We start from the raw sequence: 22,558 nt of genomic DNA, 5'->3' as shown, positions 1-22,558 counted from the left end.
CTTTCTAACTCGCTAACTTTTTCTATCTGATAGCTGACGACTGAAAGCTGATAGCTTTAGTTTACGATCAAAAAAGCCGCGGTGATGGGCGTACCGCGGCTTTGCATAACTTTAAAATTAGTTTGCTAATTTACTACCAGCTTCTCATCTTATGGCCTTTTAAGGCATAGAATAAAATGAATACATAACTTGGGATCATGACAATATATGCACCTTGTGCGCCAAGGCCAGCAACATTGCCTAAACCAATTAACAATGGGCCGAGTGCACCACCGGCAATACCCATAATAAGTAAGCCTGATGCAGTGCCTGTTAAGCGACCTAAACCTGCTAAAGCCAGTGGCCAAATAGCAGGCCAAACCATTGCATTAGCAAAGCCTAATAACGCAATGCACAAAAGAGGGTCCGGTAACTCAGGGCCACCAAATGGCACTAATAATAAGTTTGAAATAATGAATGAATCATTGCTGCCAAGTACCACTAGCAACACGGTAATAATACCAGCAATACCCGACATTAATAACGCTGTTTGTTGGCTCATAAAGCGCGGAATAGTCAAAATACCAATTGCGTAACCAATCAACATACACGCCATAGTATAAGATGTCATGACTGAGTAGTCGGCAACGCCAATTTGTAATGCGTAAGAGCCAATTGTGTCTGCCGCAATAACTTCAACAGCAACGTATAGTGCAATACCAACAACACCTAAAACCAAGTGTGGGTGTGCAAGCGTTTCTTTAATTTCACCTTTACCGTTTGATGTTTTGTCTTCATCAAAAACTAAATCAGGTAATGGAGCAAATTTAGCAAATGCGGCAAATAACATGATTAAAGCTGCAATCAATACATAGGGCATGATCAGGCTATTAGCCATAATATCTTTTTGTTCTTGCGATAGTTTACCTGCGCCATCTACAACGCCGCTTACTACTACAGCAGCAAAAATAACAGGCACAATAACACCCGCAAATTTGTTTAATAAGCCCATAATACAAACACGCACGGCGGCTGATTTCTCAGAGCCCATTTTAACCACATATGGGTTAACTGCGGTTTGAAGCACGGTTTGCCCAACACCAATCATTAGCTGCGCGAACAAGAAAATCTCGATCATCTGCAGTTTCGCAGCTGGAATATACATCAGCGCCGATAAAGCCATAATCGCACAGCCAATCGCCATACCATTCTTATAGCCAACGCGCTTGATCAGCATGGCCGATGGGATGCCGGCAACTGTTACCGCTATATAAAAAGAAGAGATGATAAACGAAGCTTGTAACGGCGAAAGCTCAAGCATTTGCTGCAAAAATGGCGTGATAGCACCATTAAGCCACGTTATACACCCTAAGATAAAAAACATTGAGCCGGCCAATACCATTGGCAGCCATATGCTTTGTTTTGTGTTGTTGTCACACTCAACCGTTGCTTCCATAATTGTTCTCTTAGTTTAATTATTTTTATTTGGTTGGAATCTAGTATACAACTCGATAAAGCTGTTTAATTTCCATACCAATCACAAAAATTTAATCATACACTAACAAAAATGACAGCGCTATCATTTTGCGTTCATATAAGTGCAAAAAAGCCGCAGCTAATTGCTTAGCTGCGGCTTAAACTAAATAGTAACAACTAGTTAGATGTTATTTACCAATCGCTTCTTTTGCGAACAAATGTTTTATTGGACCAAGGTTATCAACAAGGCTTAAACCAACTCCACGTACAAGTTTTTTCAGTGGGTTAGCCCCTGCAAATAACTCTTTTAAGCCTTGCATCATAGCAATGTGTTTTTGTGCATCAAGCTTGCGAGTACGTTCATAATCACGCAGTGTGCGTGCGCTTGCAAACTCACCTTGCTCATTACTTAAAAGCTCAATTAAATAAGCGGCGTCTTTTAGGCCAAGATTCATACCTAAACCAGCTAATGGATGAATGGTATGCGCTGCATCGCCCATTAATACCACTTTGCCAGACACCCACTGCTGGGCGTAACGCATTTTAAGTGGAAATGCCATGCGCTCACTTTGCACTTCACATAAACCACATTGACCATCAAGGGCTGCCATTACTGCTTTATTAAAGTTGCTATCATCAAGCGCTAAGAGTGTCTCGCAGTGCTCTGGACTTGTTGACCATACAATTGAATGCGTGTGTTTGTCTGGTAACGGTAAGAACGCCAGCGGCCCTGTTGGCAAAAATACTTGGCGTGCCGTGTTGTTATGCTCATCAGACGTTTTAACCGTAGCAACAATGGCGTGATGGTCGTAATCTTTAAAAGTAATTGGCATATTGAACTGCTTGCGAATAGCCGAGTTGGCACCATCAGCCGCCACTAATAATTTAGCAATCACAGGCTCGCCGCTTTCAAGCGTAATGAATACATCAGAATCAGTTTGATGAATTTGCTGATAACGGGTTTCGAACAATAAAGTGGCATTACTTTGCTTTTCAAGTTCGCTAATTAAAGCGTAGCGAATAATATCATTTTCAACGATATGACCTAGCTGTGGTAAGTCGAGATCGTTATGATCAAAATGAATTTTACCAAAGCTGTCTTGGTCACGTACATCCATCGACGTATAAGGTGTGGCACGCTGTTTAATGATCTCTTGCCAAGCATTCAAAGACTCAAATAAGCCCTGACTGGCAAGACTCAATGCGCTTACTCGAAGTGCATAATCATCACCCGGTAAGGTTTGATTTTTACTTGCATCAACAACCACAACACTGATATCTGCTTTTGCTAAACCAAGTGCTAGCGTAAGACCAACACAACCACCACCGACAATACAAACTTGTGCTTGTTTCATATCCGTTTACCTTGCTTAACCTGACCCATAAGCTGTTTTGCCAGCGGGGTTTTTAACGAGGAGAATAAATCCATTGAGAAAAGGCCAATGCTGCGACCAAGTGCGAGCAATCGTGATGAGTTTGAGAACAAACGCACTAGGCTGTCTGTGAGTGTCATCACGGTAGTAATGTCCTTGCTACGCGTTTGACTGTAATAACGGGTAAAAGCGTAATCACCAAGGTCGCTTCTATTAGCCATATCACACAATAGTTGTACATCTCGCAGGCCTAAGTTAAAGCCCTGCCCTGCAATTGGGTGAATAGCGTGGCCTGCATTCCCTATTAATACCGTGCGATGGCTGCTAAGTGACTCTGCTTTACCGTAAACCAGAGGGTAGCTTGCACGCATGCCTACTTTGCTAAATGAACCGCCGCAGTAACCAAATGCTTTTTGTAAAGCAGCTAAAAAAGCATCGTCTTCAAGTGTCATATAGTGCTCAACTTGCTCAGGCTCCATGCACCATACTAGTGAGTATCTGTTATTACTCATTGGCAACAGTGCCATTGGGCCGTATTCCGTAAAGCGCTCAAAAGCATGATGATGATGACCACCAGCCACTTCGATGTTGGCAATAATTGCCGCTTGCTGATAAGCGCGGGTATTAAACTCAATATTGGCCAACTTACGGCTTTGTGAATGAGCACCATCAGCAATCACCACAAGCTTTGCACTTAACTGCTCACCTGAGCTCAGCGTGATGTTGGCACAGTTGCTCAGGTATTCAAGTTTGGCGACTGTATCAGGGCAAAATAAACGGACATCAGTTCGCATGAGTTGCTGATGAAGACTACGCCCAAATGGATTCACTTCGACCACATAGCCAAGGGCATCATGGCCGTATTCTTGGCAATCAATATGTGTTTTACCAAAATGACCACGATCAGATACGGTTACTTTTTCAATCGCTGCCGCAAATGGCGCTTGGCAATCAAAGGCATTAATTGATTTTAAGTACTGCACCGACTGCTGAGCCAGCGCAATGCTTCTATCATCAAAGCTTGGGTGATAGTCTGCGCTTACTTCATTTGCCTCAATTACAGCGATTGATAACTGCTTATTGCTCTGTTTTAGGCCCAGTGCACAACTTGCACCCGCCATTCCACCGCCGATAATGACAACATCAAACTGCTTTGCCACGCTTGCTCCTAGCCTTTGTTTGCTTGCATCACTGCTTCAATGTCACTAATGGTTTTTGGAACCGAAATGGTCAGGTTTTCATGGCCATCTTGCGTGACAAGTAAGTTATCTTCAATACGAATACCGATGCCTTTATATTGCTCTGGTGCTTTTGCATCTTCGCTAATATATAAACCCGGCTCGATGGTTAGCACCATGCCCGGCTCAAATACACGCTCTTTTTCATCAAGCTTATATTCGCCAACATCGTGAACGTCTAACCCTAACCAGTGGCCAAGTCCATGCATGTAAAAGGCTTTGCACGCTTGGTTAGCCATTAGTTCATCAAGCTCGCCCGTTAGAATGCCTAAATCAATGAGCCCTTGCGTAAGTACCGTCGAGGCCAATTCATTGGCTTTAGATAAGCTACCACCCGGTTTTACTTGGCTAAATGCCGCCTCTTGGGCTGCTAATACAATATTGTAAAGCGCTGCTTGAGGTTCGCTAAATTTGCCATTAATTGGGAAAGTGCGTGTGATATCTGCCGCATAACCTTCAAGTTCACAGCCAGAATCAATTAACACTAAATCACCATCTTTTAGCTCAGCGTCATTTTGTGTGTAGTGCAAAATATTGGCGTTGTCGCCACTGCCCACAATCGTGCCATAAGCAGGATGACGAGCACCATTCATTGCATAATGATGATGCAGCTCAGCTTCTAATTGGTATTCAGTTGCGCCTAGTTTGGCAAACTGCATAGCGCGAATATGACCTTGCGCACTAATTTCGCAGGCTGTGCGCATAATGTTTAATTCTGCGTCAGATTTAAATAAACGCATTTCGTGCACTAAACCACGAATATCTTTAATGGTGTGCGGGGCTTTGTAGCCTTTTTTAGGTGCGCCACGAAGTGTGCTTAATAAATCCCAGATCTTTGCATCGAAGTTTGGGTAAGTGCCTTGTGCATAAAATAAAATCTGCTGGCCGTTCACCAAATCTAATAATTGTTCATCTAGTTCAGTAAGTGGGCTAGTTGCGTCGAATAAGTACTCAGATTTAGCCTTTTCGAAGCCTATTCTGCGACCATGCCAAATTTCAGCAAGTTTGTCTTTGTTACGGCAAATAAGAGTACTTGGCGTATCGCTCGACGGACACAATACTAAAACAGCATCCGGTTCGTTAAACCCTGTTAGGTAGAAGAAATCACTGTCTTGGCGAAATGCATACTCAGTATCACGACTACGTGTTACTTCTCCTGCAGCTGGAATAATAGCCACACTGTTTTTATCCATCATCGCAAGCAGACGCTCACGACGGGCTTTAAATTCAGCTTTATCGATTACAATAGACGACATGCTAAACCTCTGTAATTTGATTAGTGAAGGGTCTTCTTAGGATTTTTGTCTGTAGGCTCTTTACCTAGCTCAGCAAAACATAACAACGCAGAAACACGCACATATTCAATCACCTCGTGCAGTGCTTGGCTATCTTCTTCGGTCTCTTCAAACATGGTGTCTAAGCGGGTAATTTCACTAAAATCGCTAATTACTTCTTTCACATCAGCTGATAACTTGCCGTAATCTTTTTGTTTTAACCCAAAACCAAGCATAAAACCCGATACCCAAGATACTAATCCATTAGCTAAATCGATCAGTGTTTCATCATCGCTTGGTAAGAATAGATCAAACTGAAATTCTTCATCACTAAAGCTGGCCACAACCTGAGAATAAACGTCAGCAAAAAATGCTTTTAAATCTTTATTGAAGGCTAAGCCATCGTTGAATACATCACTTAGTAAACCTAAGTATTCTTCGGCTTCAATATTGATGCCACAGGCTAATAAACCACTGATCACACCATGGGCTTCGGCTGGTGCGACGAAAATTTCATTTTTTTCTAATAACAATTGGGCTTGTTGGTAATCAGGTAACGTGCTCATAACTTTTTCTTTGTTCGGCTAAGTAACGCCATGCTACCACTCGATAAATCGCAACTCCAATTAATTGTATGATTGAGGTCAAAAAGCAATCTGAAAAGTAAATAAGCAGTTAAAGGTGGGGAAAAACTACGCGAACGATCCGCTTTTTTTACTTCTATGGTTTAAGGATTGAAACTTGTCTTATATACTGAAGGTGTTCCCTAGGGTGCAGGAGCTTGGTTAAGTCCCTGAGCCGATAAATTTTATGTTAGGGTTTCTGTTCGTTTACTATTGTGCAAGCTCGGCATGTACCGAGAAGCCTACGGTAGACCGCAGATCCCCGCCCTGAAACCTCAAGGTTTCAGGACTGACACCGGGCACCGCATACTTGGGGAACACCATCAAGCTATCAGCTATCAGCTATCAGCTATCAGCTATCAGCTATCAGCTATCAGCTATCAGCTATCAGCTATCAGCTATCGAAAATCTTCCATGTAGTTTTTCTTTTATACAAGAACTTATTACCCTTATTCGCGCGAAATAAATTTCACGCCTACGGTATCGAGTTTAGCCATAGCAATGTGCGGGCACAATCTAACTTTACCCTTTCCCCTTGCTAACTTGCTAACTTGCTAACTTTACTCTTTCCCCTCGCTAACTTTATTCTTTTAAAACAAAAAACGCGGGATAAATCCGCCGCCACTCGTTACCTGTAGCAGCGGGTTTACCCCGCGTCCTAGAACCTAGCTTCTAGCGCCTAATATCAACCAAGCGCTAACTGTTAACTTCGAGCTCTACTTAAACCATCCATGAAAGCGCTCCATCAATAGATAATTAACTGGCACTAATAGCAAGGTGATAAGCGTTGCAAAGATAATCCCAAAACCAAGACTTACCGCCATTGGTATAAGAAATTGTGCTTGCGTAGCTTTCTCAAATAACAGAGGCATTAAACCAATAAAAGTGGTTAGACTGGTTAGCATAACTGGGCGAAAACGAGCTGCACCGGCAAGCTTAACGGTTTCAAGTAAATCACCGCCTTCTTCACGTTTCTTATTGATAAAATCAACCAGTACCAGTGAGTCATTCACAACCACGCCTATCAAGGCCAACATGCCAAGTAAACTCATAATGGTCAGATCCATTCCCATTATCCAGTGACCCATTACGGCACCTATCATGCCAAACGGTATAACGCTCATTACAATCAATGGCTGCATATATGATTTAAACGGAATCGCTAATAACGCATAAATAATAAAAAATACAAACACTAGGCCCCAAGCCAGTGAACCAAATGATTCACGCTGTTCTTTGGCTTCACCTTCTAGTGAATAATCAACTCCAGGATATTGCTGCATTAGCTCGTCTAAGTAAGTTTTTAGATCTGCTTGCAGCACCGTCATATTGGTATTTGATTTTTCGACATCCGCAGTCACATTCAGTGTGCGATAGCGGTCAATACGATAAATAGATGATGGGCTTTGGCCCGGTACTAGAGTTGCCACATGCGAGAGCGGCACAGTCCCACCAGCAGGAGTTTTAATTAGAATGTCTTTCAAATCAGCAACAGAACGACGCTCTTCAATAGGTAAACGCACCATAACCCGCACATCATCGCGCCCACGTTGTATGCGCTGAACTTGCGCACCGAAGAACGAATTACGTACTTGCTGCGATACATCAACACGGTTTAAACCTAATGCTAAACCTTGCTCTGTCAGCTCTATTTGCAACTCCTCTTTACCGTCTGACATGCTATCAGCAATTTCGAAGACGGTTGGATAAGTCGATAATCGTTCTTTCACTCTTTCGGCTACTGCTTCAAGCATTTCAATTGAGCTACCATTTAGCTGTACATCAATTGGGCTCGATGTTCGGCCAAACTCAGCACGGAACGTTACACTTTCTGCACCCGGTATAATGCCAATTAAGTCTCGCCATTCACTAGCAAGTTCACGAGAGCCAATATCTGATTCTCGCTTTTCAGCTGGCATAATCTCAAATCTAACACTGCCCGTATTTGACGAGCCACCACGCCCCCCCGTAGTTGCCAAAATATTTAAGATTACACTTTGACCGTCTTCATCACGATATTTATCTTGTAACTCTTTTGCCTTGTCTGACATTTTGATTACATATTTATTCGTTACTTCAAACGGTGTACCTGCGGGAAAAGTAACAGATGCACGCACGGTTTCACTTGGAATTCGAGGGAAAAAAGTAAACTTCGTCCAACCACTTGTTATTAAAGTCATAATAATTATAAAAATACCGACAAATAAGCTCACAGTGGCTACTTTATTCTTTAAGGCTAAATTCAATAATGGTTGGTAATATTTCATTATTGCGTGTTCAAAACCGTCGGCAAAGCGCTGCTGAAGGCGTTCAAGTTTGGTCGGTTCACCCTTCTCATGGCGCAGCTTTAAATACTTTAAGTGTGCAGGTAAAACAAACTTTGACTCGATTAATGAGAATAGTAAAACCGGAATAACTACGACAGGGATTTGTGCAAAGATAGCGCCTCGCGCACCTTCAATAAAAGCTAAAGGTAAAAAGGCTGCAACGGTTGTCAACACACCAAAGGTCACAGGAGTTGCTACTTCCTGAGTACCACGAATAGCCGCTTGTTCACCACTTTCTGCCGTTTTTAAGTGGGTATAAACGTTTTCACCTGTAACAATGGCATCATCTACAACAATACCTAACACTAAAATAAAACCAAATAAGCTGATTACATTGAGTGTTATACCAAAGATAGGCATTATCAAAAATGCGCCCATAAACGATACAGGTATGCCAATAAATACCCAAAAAGCAATAGCTGGACGTAGGAATAGAGTTAATAGCGCTAGCACTAAAATTCCGCCCTGAATTGCGTTACTTGTGAGAGTTGCTATGCGGCTTTTTACAACTTCGGAGTCATCGTCCCAATAACTTAACTCAAACCCTTTTGGAAGTTGACTTTGATGATCTGTAATAAAGTTTTTTACAGCATCAGCTACTTCAATCGCACTTTGTGGACCAATACGGTATACATCAATAAAAGCTGCCTGTTTACCATTAAAACGAGTACGAACGGGTGTTTCTTCAAAATCATCACTAATACGGGCAATATCACCTAAACGGATAATAGTGCCATCGGCTTGGTTCTTAACCACTATATTAGCAAATTCATCTTTACGGTATGCTTGCCCTTTAGAGCGAATAAGTACATCACCGCCCTCTGTTTTTAAATTACCAGCAGAAACGTCTGTGCTTGAGTTCTTAATAGCTGAAGAAATATCCGCTAAACTCAAATCATATTGCCGCAAAGTATCTTGACTCACCTCTATGGCTATTTCGTAATTACGAACTCCGCTTAACTCAACTTGAGTTACACTTGGCAAACGCAAAAGCTCATCACGTACAGTTTCAGCGTATTCAAGTGTTTCTTTTTCACCATAAATACTTGAAACAGATACTGCGATAACTTCGCGCTTCCATTCGGCAAGCGAAACTATCGGCTTTTCCGCATCAACCGGAAAGGTGTTAATCGCATCTACTCGACTTTTAATATCAGCCAATAGCTCCCTTGGGTCATAACCTGTCTCGACCTCTATACTTACTGATGAAGAGCCTTCTGATGAACGACTCGTGATCCGCTTTACCCCTTCAAGATCTTGAACAGCTTCCTCAATGCGAATCGAGACCCCTTTTTCTACATCCTCAGGCGTCGAGCCACGAAGTGATACACTGACACTAATGCGATCTGACTCAAACGATGGAAATACCTCAAGCGGGATTTGTGTCGAAACGCTAAATAAACCGGCTAATAAAATGCTGATCAGCAATAAGTTTGCTGCAACATGATTCTTTGTAAACCAAGCAATCATTATTGCGCTCCTTGCTCTTTAGGTTGCTCTTGATTATTAAGACGCTTAGCTTTCCCCCTCGTAGCTTGATACTCTTCGCTTCCCATCACAGTCACTTGCGTACCTGAGCTAACTTGTCCAAGCGGTGTAATAACTAAATTATCACCTGCAGACAGGCCATCAGCTACAACAGCTTGATTAGCATTTTGCCAAGCAAGTGAAATATTTTTACGACGTAAAACACCTTGCTCTTCAACATAAACATAAGTGCCTTGGTAAATCGCACTATTTGGGATCACAATGGCATTATCAATCGTCTTACCGGTGATCTGCGCTTTGATATATTGACCAATTTTGATTGGATATTGATTTATAGATGTTGCTTTATAAGGGTCATTAATTTGTGCAACCACATAAAGCTGCTGAGCGTTTTCGTCAATGGCACCTTCGGTGCGGACAACTTGACCTTGCCAATGCTGTTTACCAACAAGGTCTGAGCTGAATTTAACTAATGAACCCGCACTATTTTTAGCTCCGTCACGAAACTGCTCAGGTAAGTTAATAAACGGCAAGTCTTTATTTTTGATTGGTAAGCGGATCTCAACACGGTCAATCGCATAAATGCTCGCTAGTTCCATGTTGTTACTCACAACTTGGCCTAAGTCTACACTGCGACTTAAAACACGACCTGCGTAAGGTGCTGTAATTTTTGTACGCTCTAAGTCGAGTTTAGCTTTTTCAAGGGTAGCTTGAGCCGATAATACACTCGCTTCAGCTGCAGCTAATTGTGGTTTACGCAACACTAAGCTACTAGCTTCTTCGCCCTTACCTAAGCGCTGCCAGTCAGTTTCAGCTTGGCGACCGCGAGCTTGTTCTTCAAGTAAGCCTTGCTCTGCGGTTAATAAAGCAGCTTGGGCTGATTTCACTTCGGCGCGGTGATCTCTATCGTCTAGCTGCAACAACACATCGCCTTTTTCAAAAAAACCACCTTCACGAAATTGTTCACTAATTTCTATAATTTGTCCTGAGGCCTGAGCAACTAACAAACTTTGCGTACGCGGCTTAACCGTTCCAAAACTATCTATCATCACTTGATAGGATTCTGGCGTCAGCGTTTTAACAGCAACATTTACTTTCGCTTTCGGTGGTGAAGAAAAGCGGTTTGCTTGTGGTGGGTTGCCTTTAATAAACATGACGAGCAGTACCGTCACAGCTATAACTACAAGTGGGATTAATATTTTACGTGTCTTACTATTCATGATTATTGCTCTTCTACTTCGCTGTTTGCTGCACTAAAGTCACCACCAAGGGCAATGTGTAAGTTAATTCGATTTTTAATAAGCTGATTTTTAAGTTCGATGACCGAACTCTGCGCGTTGAAAGAACGATCTTGCGCATCTAGAACGGTCGTGTATGTTACTAAGCCACTTTGATATTGCTCAAAGGATAAGCGCTCAGCGGCAACCGCATTTTCTTGGGCTTCTAAGGTTTTTTCATAACGAACTTTTAAAGCTTGTTCTTGGCTAATTGCAGTTTCAACATCATTAAATGCATCATAGAGTGTGGCAAGGTAAGCTTGCTCTTGACGTTTAACGGTAAGCCTTGCTTGTTCTTCATTAGCTTGTAAACGCCCCCCTTCAAAGAGCGGCATTGAAATGCTACCAATCAGCGACCAAGCTAAGCTAGAAGGCGAAAATAAATCACTTACTCTATTGGTGCTGTCACTGATTGATGCTGAAAGATTTAAACTCGGAAAACGCTGTTTATGCGCATAAGCAAGCCCTGCGTCTGTGCTTAAAAGCTGATACCAGCTCGCCATTAGCGCTGGTTTGCGGGTGATGAGCTCTGAAGGCAAGCCCAACGGAATAGTGTTCTCAAGTAATGGCAAATCTGCACTGACAGTTAATGCGCCTGCAGGGTATTGACCTGTTAAACGCTCTAAATCACGAATCGATTGAGTTAGCTTGGCTTGCTGCGCGGCAATATTCGAGCGCTCAGTATTTAACTCATTACGCGCAAGATATACATCAAGCGCTTCATTTAAACCTTGGCGGTATCCTGATTCAATAATATCTAAATTTTTCTCGGCGTTTTGTTCTCGTTGCTTAAACAACTCAAGCAATTTGTGATTAGTAATAACATCAAACCAACCGGCTACTACATCAGCCACTAATTGTTGTTTGCTTTGCGCAAATATGGCTTTTTCTGCTAGATACTCAAGGTTTGCCTGTCTTTCTGAGGCCGATAATTTTCCCCATAAATCAACTTCGTAGCTTAATTCTAGCGATGCTGAGCTGGCATTACTGTAACTGACAGGGCGATTATCTTTACTGCGGCTAGCACGTGTTGATAAATCTAGGCTTGGCCATAAATCAGCCCCTGCAGCAATAAGCTGCTGCTCTTTAATTGCCACATCAAAACCAGCTTGTAAAATTGCTTGGTTATGCGCCAATGCTTGCTCAACTAAATTAAAAACTTGAGGATCGTGTAATTGCTGCAACCAGTTATCTTGAACTGCAAGCACCTTGTCGTCTGCGGGAAGCTGCTGCCATGCACTCGGCACCGACTCAAGTTCAGCAACTCGTTCATTGTGAGCCGGCTGGCTTGCACATGCACTTAGCAAAATTACACTTAAAGCCAAAAAACTCGGCTTATATTGCCAATTCATTCTAAAAACCTGAAAACATCTATTTATGAGTGTAATTCAAGCACCACGTTAAGTTTTGCTCAACTGACTTTACATAACATTACACTGCCTGGCATGTGGCTACGATGAACGGTAGGAAAATGGAGGTAAGTTGCAAACTATCAGCTATCAGCTATCAGCTATCAGCTATCAGCTATCAGCTATCAGCTATCAGCTATCAGCTATCAGCTATCAGCTATCAGAACTTTGATCTAGCTTCTCTCTTTTACAAGAGTTTATTAGCGTGTAATAAATTTACATATACGGGTGAGCATTTATCTGAAACTGAGTGTAGGCACTTTTCAATCTGACTTCTAACCACTGATATCTAATAACTCTTTTTTCGGCGTTAAAACGCCTCCTTCAACTCGTATCTCGGGCCTCGAAACTCGTACCCTTACTCTTTCTAACTCGCTAACTTTTTCATCTGATAGCTGACGGCTGAAAGCTGATAGCTCTAAATTTCACGCCTACGGGATGTAAAATCGTGATTTGGAGGGGCCAAAAACAAAAAAACCTCGCAATTGCGAGGCTTTGAATCAATGGTGCCCAGAGGCGGAATCGAACCACCGACACGAGGATTTTCAACCCTTAACGCTTGTGCATCTAACATACTGTTTTTACTACACAAACCCACAAAATATTTCCTATAACTTTCGTCTAGTTTAATATTTATGGTTAATTTAGCTAAAATTACTTTATTTTTAATAGCTTAGAAGTTTTAGCTAAACATACAATTCTTAATTTAAAAATAATGCCTTTTTTATGACTACTTTTCAATGCTTTGTTTTTTCTTATCACCTGGCGACTTAGGCGTGACTGGCGTTACTTGTGAGTAACCTCGCCGATAAACACGTTTTGTTGTTGCCACACTTGAGTGGCCCAATAACTCAAATGCCTGAGTAATCGTCTCACACTCACTTGCTGTTTTAGCTCGTAAATCTCTATCCTGAAAACGCTGCTCTGGTTGTAACTCACCACTTTCGATTGCTGCACGCATCGCTTTATTCCACGCAGTTCTAAAACCGTCGGGGGTCAATGCTTGTTCCTTTCGTGAATTAGCGCTTGATGCAAAGAAATACCAATGTAATAACGGCGTTCTGTGTTTTCTAGTGGTACGGTAACCATTAATTTGTTTAAGCTCGCTGATGATAAAGCTAAGGTGATCCACCGCTTCGAACTGCAATCGGCTACCTGTTTTTGATGCTTGAACTTTTAGTCCTTTTTCGTCATCCCAGTCTTTGCTGCTAAGTTTAAGCATGTCGGTTTGCCTTAAACCGGTTGCCAGCTTTAGCGCCACATATAATTGCAGCCATCGAGGGCAATACTTAACAAACACTGCCAATTCATCATCTGTGACTAGTCGATCTCTTGGCTGTTCTGGGTTACGTATAATTCCATGAAATGGTGTGTCGTCAATTACGCCCCAACGCACAGCATGAGACATAATGGTGCTCAGTAACGCAAACTCACGATTGCCTCTTACCGGTGCCCCCTCTCGATTTCTAAGATCGAGATATTGATAGGCATGCCTGGCTCTAAGCACTCTTGGGTTCATATGACCAAAACGCTTTATTAAATGCTTTGACGCACTAATATTACTCTTGTGTGTCGATTCTGCCTTAGTGGGTGAAATCTCTTTGAGATATCGGTCAATCAAATCATGCATCGTTTGACATTCAAAATTAATTGATGCGTAAGCGTAGTAATTGCGAAAAGCTTCACTCAGCGTTTTACCAAGGCGGATATCTTTCTGTCCATGCACTCTTAAATAGTAGGTATTCCCTTTTTTATTAAAGATCATGCCCTTGGGCAGGTTTGCATTTTCTGCAGAACGTTTTCTTCCCATGACCGCTTACCCCGTGTACAGCTCGTCATCACTAAGCGTAGCCCCGCCACGCTTAATTTGACAGCTATCGCCAATGCCTAGCTCTGCTTCAATCGTTTTGCGCAAAACTTTAGGCCAGCCAAAGGCATCAAGGGTGAAAGTAATATGCATTGAGATAAGTTGCTCAACTTGCTTCTGGCGCTGCTTACGGCCAGTTAACTCAGCAACTTCAGTTTTAGATAGGAATGTGCTCACAAAATCCTCCAACGAATAAGTAACCACGACTAACAACTAGCCGTGAATCAGCTTGGGACTAACCTTATTCGCGATAATCAGAATTTCGCTTTTGCTTATTTCTGCTGATTTCCCAATATTTCAGCGTTTTTACTCTACTTTATGAGTTTTTGGTTTGCAATAGTTAGAGTGAATTCAGAGGGGTGATTTGTAGTATTTGACTCGAATAAGATTCTGCTGAAGCTATCAAACGATAAAATTACTATGGAGAGCCATCACAATTGAAAAAGCTTTAATTTACCTCTCCACTCTCGTTCTGATGGATATTTAAACTTTGAAATTATATGTTATGATAATAAAAAGGCTCCTATATGGGTACAACTTATCCCAATGGCCTTGACTTCATCAATGGAAGTAAATAACATTTAAATTCAATAAATTACCAAGGATGATTATTGTATAACTTAAAACTTAAAAGCTTGATTCTTCTAATCGTCACTACATCATTCATTGGTTGTGGAGATACAGAAAGCCAAAGTGTCAACAGTATAAAGCATAACCTTTTATCCAAAGATATTTCAAATTTAACTACTACTGAGCTTCAAAATTTAGGCTTCAATTGTGTAAGCGAAAATACTGTTAGCTTTACCAAATCATATCTATCAGATATTAACCTCAATAATCCTAAATCTTTAATTATTAATGAAGTTTGTAAAGCTGTTTTTTTCTACGAGCTTGACTCTAATTCACCAATTAATGAAACGCTTTTATTAAAAGTTGGTTTATCGAATATCTACAAGCCCAATGGTTCAGTTGATGCTTGGGCTATTGATAAAGTAAAAGAAATGATAATTGGAAAAGGCACTGACATTAGAGATGTGAAATATGAATTAGAACAGTTTATGTTGAAGAGAGAAAGGGTCTGGCCTAAACAAATAAGTATAACATTTGATGATGGGATTGTAGTAGATAGCATTTTAGAGCACTTATCTATTTTTGATAAGTATGGTGCTAGATTTACTTACTTTGTTAGTCATTTTGAACAATATGATCGCAGGAAGTTTCACATTCTTCAAGGCTACGGAGTTGAGATAGGCCATCATGGGGCTCTTCACGTAAATGCTGTGGACTACATATCAAAATATGGCATTCAGCAATGGGAACAAAACGAGCTCCTCGGCCAGCTCAACTCAATGAAAGTAGAGGGCTTTTATCCAGAGGCGTTCGCTTATCCTTATGGTGCATTTTCTAATGAATCAGATGAAGTATTAAGTAAACACTTCAAATTCATAAGAAAGTTCGATTCTCGACCGAATATAAAATATAGAATTGTTAGTGGAGCTCATTCAATAGTAACCTCCTACTCTATTGACGATCACAGAATTGACCTTAAGCAAATTAAATCCATGATAGATGAGCTTCAGGGAGGTGACACTTTGTTTATTTCTTCACATGCAATCGGAGAGTGGTTCAACGAATTTCACATATCCAAGGAACACCTAGAAGCAATTCTCAACTATGGAACATCTAAAGGTATACTATTCTGCAGCTTTTCAGATTGTATAAAACAATCTGAAAAGCTAAGGTGATGGTTTAAGTAGAGTAAAGTTTAATTTCATAACTTTTTAGTGATCTAACTTTCGACAAAAAAGACAAATTACCACTTTAAAAGGTGAGTAAACTAGCTCTCCTCTTATACGACTAGCAAGATCAGAATTAAGTTCGCAGAACATAACCTTCAGAAGTACAATGAATATGCAGCACAAATGAGGGCACTCGGTAGTGTTCAGTATTCTATGACAGTTAATTTTGCCTAAATATCTATGAGATTATCCTAGCGCTCATCGAAATTTCAGGTTTTGCCGGAACTAATTCCGTTTAGCCAACTGTCTATCCTTGCGTTGAATAATTCTTGCCAGCTTTTTTAACTTGTACTGTTGCTCACCGTTTACTTTTTCCAGTTCTGTTGAGCGCTGCTTAATAGTACTTACATCATCTAAAAATTGTGCCCATTCAGCGTCAGGAATGAATATACCTTTCACATCGCGGTACGTTATTTTTTCTGCCATCTAATTGCCCCCATCATCGACCTAAATATATGACTGTGATCTGCTCTCGGCTGTGGCCGAGTTCATTCGAAACTTGTAATCGTGCTTGCCTATCAATTTGTTTTTGTTCTGGTGTGAGCTGTTTGCTTGTTGGCCCACCGGCTATTGGAGAGCGCCAACCGGTTAGTTCTAAGTAACGCTGTTGGGCATACATGTGTCTAAGGCCATGGTTTTTATCTAGCCCTGCTTGGCTTGTTTGCCGTTCATACGCTTTGAGTTGTTGAATATAGTTTCGGTCGGGGCGGATCAGCGCGCCTCCACCGACTTGCTTTTGCACTTGTTGAAGTAGATGTCGCTGAGATTCTGTTCTGATAGGAATGACTCTGGGGCGACCACCCTTTGTCCAGCTGGGTTTTAGCACCAACTGTTCGCCTCGAATGGCATAATTAGGTCGAAATTTAATGGCTTCTTCTCTACGTAAGCCAAACTCTCGCTGCAGTCGAAGTGAGAGCTTAACAAGTGGGTCGCTGACTTTCTCAAGCTTATTTTGCTCTAGTTCTTTTGCTTTTGACTCGGTAGGTGTGTAGGTTCGCTTTTCCAAATCAAGTGTGATTGCTTGGTTTGCACCATTGTTAGACTTTGGCAACATCGAGGCTTTGCCGATTTTTTCTGCCCACCATCTTACATGGCTAAGTCGATTTTTAATGGTGCCAGCAGATAGCCCTTCCCCCTGCCAGCGCTCAACAAGATAGTTTACGTGCTTGGGTTTGAGTGATTGCACCGATTGCAAGCGGTATCCGCCCTGTTTAAGCTGAGCAGAGATCTGGACCAGTACTTTTTTACGCTCAGCCTTAACTCCAAAACTACCGTCTTGGTTTCTGAGCATAAGCCCTTGAAGCTGATATTTTAAATTACTCAATACTTGTTCACTCACCGTGTTTATAAATTCGATTACACGTTATCAACCCAACTAACTATTTGAACCAATATCCAAATGGTAAGTTTTAAATGCCAACTGCACGTTGGAGCGTACAATTTCCGTATAAATACGGATAAGGGCACAACAGTTCAAAATGGCCAAATTAGCCTCGTTTTAGATGCTTCCCGCAGTGGGCGTGCATGATAAAGCGCAAATAAAAATGTGCTCAGCACAGGTCAGTTAGGTCATAACATTTCTCCTATTTGGGTTCGTTAGGGATCGCTTAATTCTCTGCAAAACGCAGGTACAAATAGCCAAATTCAAGGCATAAAAGTGCCTAAATCAGATGAACTAATTTGTTAGGTAAAAAGCCCGAAAGCTTGGTTTCTAGTTGTGAGTAGATCTCACTGATATGATAAAGCCAAAGGCTTTATTTTTTGACGCGATGACATTCGTCTCGCTTTTGCTGGAATCGTTTTTAGAGTGTCATAACGCGCACATAAGTTCAACAAATAATTTCCCCTCTTTGTTCTGCTTTGTTTAGCGTGGGGTTTACCACCGCGTCACTCCCTCCTTGAAAAGGGAGTGACGCGGTTAAAGAACACTCGGCGCTTTCTATTAGTACTAGCGTTTTGAAATAGAACAATTAAACATAACTAGATTTTTTCTGTATTATCACATTGTGAAAAATGCACAGTAAGCAAAAGCCAAACACTCACTAATACGCTCAAGGACATGAAATGCTAGATACTATGTTTAAGGATAAAAAAGAGCTACTATTTCGTGCTCTATCGCTTCTGTTATCTACTATCTTTTTTGCCAATATACCTTCGCTATTATTCTTAATTTATATGGGCCACCATAGTTTCTTTTCATATGATTTTTTTTCTGAAGGAGTTTTTGGCCTTAACGTTTTTTTTGGGTTAACTTCCATATTCGTTATTATTAGCTCGATGTCGCTCTTTTGGTGGATACTGCCTTTAGTTGAAAGATGGAAAAAAGGTGTATTTAAGCTTTGGTCATTCTTGGGAATTGTTTTGGTAAATGCACTTTTTCTTTTTTTGGTTGTGATTACCTACCCTAAAGATGGGGACTACTTTAGGTTAGCTTATGTGCTCTCTTTAGGCCTTTTTGTCACTTTTCATATTTCATTCTTATGCTACGCAAAACCTAGTGAACAAATTCGCACCCTAACAGCGGTAATTTTTGTAATTACCTTTATGTCTCTCCACTTGAGGGAACAAGCTTCATCATTGTTAGCAATGGGCTTAAAAGCCTACTCAATGGGAGGTGAAATAAAAGTTGAACTAAAGCCAAAATTTGACCAAGAACGTACTTTATCAGGAGAGCTATTGCTAATGTCACCTAAACATATCTATATAAAATTAGATCAATCAAAAGAAGGTAGTGTTAGTGTAATCGATAGGTCTAAGTTCGATGTCATATCGAGTGTAAGAAATAGTAATAAGGAATTAAAAAACGAAAATTAAGCTTTTGATAATTAATAAATAATTATCTTCACTTGAATCATCGACGTTTATGCTCAGTACGAGAAGCTATATCTGGTATAGAATCTGCTGGTGTAATGACAGTTCTCACATTTGCGATACCTTTTAACTTTTCTTTTGCAATAAATGCCATTGATTTACCTGTTTTTATTGACTCCTCTTTGATTTCATCAATAAGTTCTCCGGGTATCGGTTCGCCTACTGCGTCAATAATTGTCGAAAGATGGTAGGTTGCGTCTTCTTCATTTGTATTAGTCATGTGCTCCAAAGCTAGTTCTGGCTCTATACTAACAGCTTCTTGCATACCCGAACCTATCGCTCCAAAGTCGTGCATAAACCAATCACCTTGCTCAAGACTATTTTTTAAGATGAAGACATCTTGATCTGTAAAGGGTACATGGAAGTCATTAAAATTAATAAATTGCCTACCATCTATTCTCATTTGAAAATGATAGTGAGGATAGTCAATAAAAGTACCATCGTGACCCAAAAAGTCATTTTTCGAACAGTCAAAAGTCCATTCTATATTTTTCCACCTCACTGTGTATGACAATATTTTTCTGTTGGCTTTCTCACTTTCAAGATTGTTAATATTAGAAATATGTCGCTCTTGGTTAGCACACCACCTTACAAACGCAGCTATATTTCCGTATCCATATTTCTGGTATAGCAGAGGAAAATCTTTCTTTTTAAACTTACACTGACGTAGCAACCAATGAAGACATGGATTATCTTTGCTCATAGTCTTAAAAGGTTTATTACAAAGGTAACATATATCTTTTACATAACCTTCTTTGAAAGCTTTTGCTTGCCTTTGATGCTCTCCATCATTTAGCCTGTTTAACTCTTCAATTTCTTCAGGAGACATACTTTCGAAGAGTTTTCTGTATTTTTCAGTATTGTGGTTCACTAAAACCCCTCGTTGACTTCAAGCTTAGATAAAATGTTTGTCAGAATTTAAAAACAAAAATTAAACTGCGACCAACTCTGCAATTTTTTCCGCGACAATTTTCATTGAATCCTCTGAAGTATCTAAACCTGTTCTAGAAGCGAGCATTGGGCTAACGTTTCGCAGAGCCTCATATGTAGTATTGTGAACTATCGGAATTAGCCGGTTACCAGCCAATAATGTTGAAAGCTCTTTATCCGCTACACTTTCTTGTGGCAACCGTTCTAACATTGCAGGGGTGACCAGTACAAGACCAATGCGTGAATTGGCTAAGCCCTTATCTATCGCTCTCATCATTGGTACCCCAAGGCCAAGATCCTTTTCACTAAACCAAACCTTCACTCCGGCAGCTTCAAGTAAATCATGTAATTCTTTCGCAGCTTCTTTACGATCTCCCCAAGCATGGCAAAGGAAGACATCACGGAGGTCAGGCTGTTGCGCGGCACGAGCCTCTACTGTTTCCCTTATTGGTGTCAATGACTGAATTTGAGCAGATGTATAATATATAGATGATCCTGATTTTGACCAACGAGGCTTACTGCCTCGACTTGAACTTACACCGTTACCCCCTGAAGAGATATAAGGTGATGAGTAAGATGGATTTGAATATGAGTTGTAACTGTAACCCCCATACTGTCCACGCCCACCGCATGCAGGGCAATTAGCCGCAGCAGCTGCAGAACGATGCCCTCTTGATGGTGCAGTGCATCTAGCCATGTTTCCTTACCTCTCTTAATAAATCTATTATTTGTATTTTAGTGTGATTTAATACTTTATTTCCTTAACTATAGTCCGTTTGTCAAAATCACGCTTATTATCAACATACTTATTGCTTACCACTAATTAATGGCTTCTGAGAGAGCTTCATCACACATGCTCAAAATAACCTGCATCATATAATCTTGAATCGCTTCACTTTCATCATCTGACACACCTTTCAACACAGCTCGTTTTGAAACGCACTCGACACCAAATCGCTCAAAGTCAGTTTGACCAACACAGAAAAATACATTTTCACCATTCAGATCATGCTGAAACGTTACTGGCTTAACTCCAAGCTCAATCTTTTCCATTACAACGGCTACCTTTAAAAAACTTAAAAATGATTTTGGCCAAACAGCGTTTTGGTAAAAATCTATCTATTTATATTTAAACACTATATTTAAAGGCATCACCAGTTAAAAGTGATAGATCACGAAGTTTTCAGCTTTGAGCACTGATTTAGATTGAACGTAAAACACCTATCACTAATTTACTAACACGGTGTTCCAAAGGCTTTGCGAAGAGCACATTTAAGCCTTTAAGTTGCTTAAACTAGGAAAACTCTGACTTTCATTCACCTGAAGAAGCCAACGGAGAAGCTGTGTGCTCTACTTCTTGAATTTCAGGCACTACAAAGCCCTGCATCGAGGCAGTTCTAATTTATCTTGGAGAAAGTTTTATTAAGCTATGGGAATATCGCGGTACCGTTCGATTGGCGGTGCTTCGCACTCTTTGTTGGGAATTATCGTTCGGTGCACTTTGGCTTTACTAGCCTTCACTTCACCAAATACAAACCTTGCTACACGACTTACTTGATCTTTGAGCACAGACAACAAACCAAGTGGCTGCATGGTTTCAATTAAAGACTTTACCGTCATATACGCCCATCCGAACTTTTTAGATAGTTGAGCAATGCTTTGTTGGTAGGTATCTCGTTTATTACGTGTAGATAGTTTGCTGGCTTTGATTTTACTGCTGATCAGCGCATGTAGCATCAGCATTTTGTGCTGATGTCGTGAATCATACCGGCTTTTAGAGTCGAATAAATGTAACTGAAGACCATAGAGGGGAAGTGTATTCGCAGCTTGTTGGCCATGAATGATTTGCGTATAGCTTTGAAGTAGCCGATAACCTAGTGGGTGTTTTAAATTAAGCCTCAATGTACGGCTGTAGCCTTTTGTACATTCTTCAAGCAGCAGAGGCTGTTTTTCTTCATTTTCAGCGCTGAGAAGCTGTGTCAGCGCACTTTTTACCGCGTTGATTGAGTAGCAAAGGTGTTTTGCGATAGATGAAACGCTGGAGTTAAATTTTCCGTGTTTAGCATGGTGATACGCAATATGACCCAAAACTAATGTCTGGGTATCAGATTTAGTTTCATGCAGCACTTCTAGCGAGAAGAAGACTTGCTTCTTTTTACCTTGGTTGCCCAAGTTTTGCTTTGCACCTGATGCAAATTTATTTTTTTGGTTGTGACTCAACTCATTTTCGACAGGAACGTCGTCAGCAAATTTTTAACTACCTACTAGACACAGGATTACCCTACGGCTAAGATAGCCATATAAACACTTTCGAATGTTTATGAAAGCCGCGTTGGAAACTTAAGTCGCCAAACTTAATCTGAGTTTCTTTATCGCGGTTTTTTGCTTTCTGGCGTTCGCTAAATCGCCTCCGTCATGCGCGACGAAGTTATAGATTTTGTAGGAAATGGGTGTTTTTGTAGGAAACGGTATTTTCAAAATGCGCTGTAAGCGAGAAAGGATGGTGCCCAGAGGCGGAATCGAACCACCGACACGAGGATTTTCAATCCTCTGCTCTACCGACTGAGCTATCTGGGCAAAACAATTAGCTAAATGCTAACTATTAAAATAAATGGTGCCGACTATCC

General features: G+C 40.9%; 18 protein-coding genes, 1 tRNA gene and 1 other RNA gene. 3 read left to right on the top strand and 17 right to left on the bottom strand.

The features are described from left to right. Positions 1 to 133: 133 nt before the first annotated feature. The 5 genes from nagP to J3455_RS19460 form a co-directional block, all read right to left on the bottom strand. The gene (nagP, locus tag J3455_RS19480; RefSeq protein WP_130050849.1) at positions 134 to 1,435 is read right to left on the bottom strand and encodes an N-acetylglucosamine MFS transporter NagP; all 1,302 of its coding nucleotides are present in this window, start codon (positions 1,433 to 1,435) and stop codon (positions 134 to 136) included. 208 nt (positions 1,436 to 1,643) lie between these two features. Beyond that, on the bottom strand, positions 1,644 to 2,810 hold the full coding sequence (locus tag J3455_RS19475) for an FAD-dependent monooxygenase (RefSeq protein ID WP_130050848.1): 1,167 nt from the start codon (positions 2,808 to 2,810) through the stop codon (positions 1,644 to 1,646). Then, entirely contained in the window at positions 2,807 to 3,988 is a 1,182-nt protein-coding gene (gene ubiH / locus J3455_RS19470) for a 2-octaprenyl-6-methoxyphenyl hydroxylase (protein ID WP_167658125.1), read from the bottom strand. The genes J3455_RS19475 and ubiH overlap by 4 nt, the downstream gene beginning before the upstream one ends. Before the next feature lie 8 nt (positions 3,989 to 3,996). Beyond that, complete coding sequence (pepP, locus tag J3455_RS19465) at positions 3,997 to 5,322, bottom strand: Xaa-Pro aminopeptidase (protein WP_349562240.1); 1,326 nt, start codon at positions 5,320 to 5,322, stop codon at positions 3,997 to 3,999. A gap of 20 nt (positions 5,323 to 5,342) precedes the next feature. Next, positions 5,343 to 5,906 carry a UPF0149 family protein gene (locus J3455_RS19460; protein WP_130050845.1) on the bottom strand — a complete coding sequence of 188 codons (564 nt, stop codon included), beginning with the start codon at positions 5,904 to 5,906 and terminating at the stop codon, positions 5,343 to 5,345. Positions 5,907 to 6,100: 194 nt separating this feature from the next. Between J3455_RS19460 and ssrS the strand changes: the two genes are divergently transcribed. Further along, a non-coding RNA gene (gene ssrS, locus J3455_RS19455) (6S RNA) lies at positions 6,101 to 6,284 on the top strand. A gap of 395 nt (positions 6,285 to 6,679) precedes the next feature. Here ssrS and J3455_RS19450 read toward each other — a convergent pair. From J3455_RS19450 to J3455_RS19430, 5 genes are all read right to left on the bottom strand, one after another. Further along, positions 6,680 to 9,760 carry an efflux RND transporter permease subunit gene (locus J3455_RS19450; RefSeq protein WP_349562238.1) on the bottom strand — a complete coding sequence of 1,027 codons (3,081 nt, stop codon included), beginning with the start codon at positions 9,758 to 9,760 and terminating at the stop codon, positions 6,680 to 6,682. After that, positions 9,760 to 10,998: an efflux RND transporter periplasmic adaptor subunit gene (locus J3455_RS19445; protein WP_130050843.1), complete on the bottom strand. Its 1,239-nt coding sequence runs from the start codon at positions 10,996 to 10,998 to the stop codon at positions 9,760 to 9,762. Before J3455_RS19445 ends, J3455_RS19450 begins: the two co-directional genes overlap by 1 nt. A 2-nt stretch (positions 10,999 to 11,000) precedes the next feature. Next, positions 11,001 to 12,407 carry an efflux transporter outer membrane subunit gene (locus tag J3455_RS19440; RefSeq protein ID WP_130050842.1) on the bottom strand — a complete coding sequence of 469 codons (1,407 nt, stop codon included), beginning with the start codon at positions 12,405 to 12,407 and terminating at the stop codon, positions 11,001 to 11,003. 787 nt (positions 12,408 to 13,194) lie between these two features. Continuing rightward, positions 13,195 to 14,274, bottom strand: a complete 1,080-nt coding sequence (locus J3455_RS19435; RefSeq protein WP_349562235.1) for a tyrosine-type recombinase/integrase — start codon at positions 14,272 to 14,274, stop codon at positions 13,195 to 13,197. Between the two features lie 6 nt (positions 14,275 to 14,280). Then, positions 14,281 to 14,508 (bottom strand): DUF4224 domain-containing protein, encoded by a 228-nt coding sequence (locus J3455_RS19430; protein WP_349562233.1) that lies wholly within the window; start codon positions 14,506 to 14,508, stop codon positions 14,281 to 14,283. A 434-nt stretch (positions 14,509 to 14,942) separates the two neighbouring features. Between J3455_RS19430 and J3455_RS19425 the strand changes: the two genes are divergently transcribed. Next, positions 14,943 to 16,076: a polysaccharide deacetylase family protein gene (locus J3455_RS19425; protein ID WP_349562231.1), complete on the top strand. Its 1,134-nt coding sequence runs from the start codon at positions 14,943 to 14,945 to the stop codon at positions 16,074 to 16,076. Positions 16,077 to 16,355: 279 nt separating this feature from the next. Here J3455_RS19425 and J3455_RS19420 read toward each other — a convergent pair whose 3' ends face one another. Beyond that, on the bottom strand, positions 16,356 to 16,556 hold the full coding sequence (locus tag J3455_RS19420) for a hypothetical protein (protein WP_349562229.1): 201 nt from the start codon (positions 16,554 to 16,556) through the stop codon (positions 16,356 to 16,358). Positions 16,557 to 16,569: 13 nt separating this feature from the next. Then, the gene (locus J3455_RS19415; protein ID WP_119852716.1) at positions 16,570 to 17,454 is read right to left on the bottom strand and encodes a phage integrase N-terminal domain-containing protein; all 885 of its coding nucleotides are present in this window, start codon (positions 17,452 to 17,454) and stop codon (positions 16,570 to 16,572) included. 740 nt (positions 17,455 to 18,194) lie between these two features. On the opposite strand from J3455_RS19415, the gene J3455_RS19410 reads away from it, so the two are divergent. After that, a complete protein-coding gene (locus J3455_RS19410) occupies positions 18,195 to 18,944 on the top strand; it encodes a hypothetical protein (RefSeq protein WP_349562227.1) in 750 nt (249 codons plus the stop codon). Positions 18,945 to 18,981: 37 nt separating this feature from the next. On the opposite strand, the gene J3455_RS19405 is transcribed toward J3455_RS19410, so the two are convergent. From J3455_RS19405 to J3455_RS19385, 5 genes are all read right to left on the bottom strand, one after another. Next, positions 18,982 to 19,872, bottom strand: a complete 891-nt coding sequence (locus tag J3455_RS19405; protein ID WP_349562225.1) for a hypothetical protein — start codon at positions 19,870 to 19,872, stop codon at positions 18,982 to 18,984. 60 nt (positions 19,873 to 19,932) lie between these two features. Next, the gene (locus J3455_RS19400) at positions 19,933 to 20,628 is read right to left on the bottom strand and encodes a toll/interleukin-1 receptor domain-containing protein (protein ID WP_349562223.1); all 696 of its coding nucleotides are present in this window, start codon (positions 20,626 to 20,628) and stop codon (positions 19,933 to 19,935) included. 122 nt (positions 20,629 to 20,750) lie between these two features. Continuing rightward, positions 20,751 to 20,984: a hypothetical protein gene (locus tag J3455_RS19395; RefSeq protein WP_349562221.1), complete on the bottom strand. Its 234-nt coding sequence runs from the start codon at positions 20,982 to 20,984 to the stop codon at positions 20,751 to 20,753. A 369-nt stretch (positions 20,985 to 21,353) separates the two neighbouring features. Next, the gene (locus tag J3455_RS19390; protein WP_349562219.1) at positions 21,354 to 22,151 is read right to left on the bottom strand and encodes a helix-turn-helix domain-containing protein; all 798 of its coding nucleotides are present in this window, start codon (positions 22,149 to 22,151) and stop codon (positions 21,354 to 21,356) included. Positions 22,152 to 22,432: 281 nt separating this feature from the next. Continuing rightward, positions 22,433 to 22,508, bottom strand: a tRNA-Phe gene (locus J3455_RS19385). Positions 22,509 to 22,558: the final 50 nt, after the last annotated feature.

It is taken from the genome of Pseudoalteromonas sp. NFXS39, from assembly GCF_040148775.1.
Classification (GTDB): Bacteria; Pseudomonadota; Gammaproteobacteria; order Enterobacterales; family Alteromonadaceae; genus Pseudoalteromonas; species Pseudoalteromonas apostichopi.
Note: the sequence above shows the minus strand (reverse complement) of the source record. Positions and strands in the feature narration are given on the sequence as shown.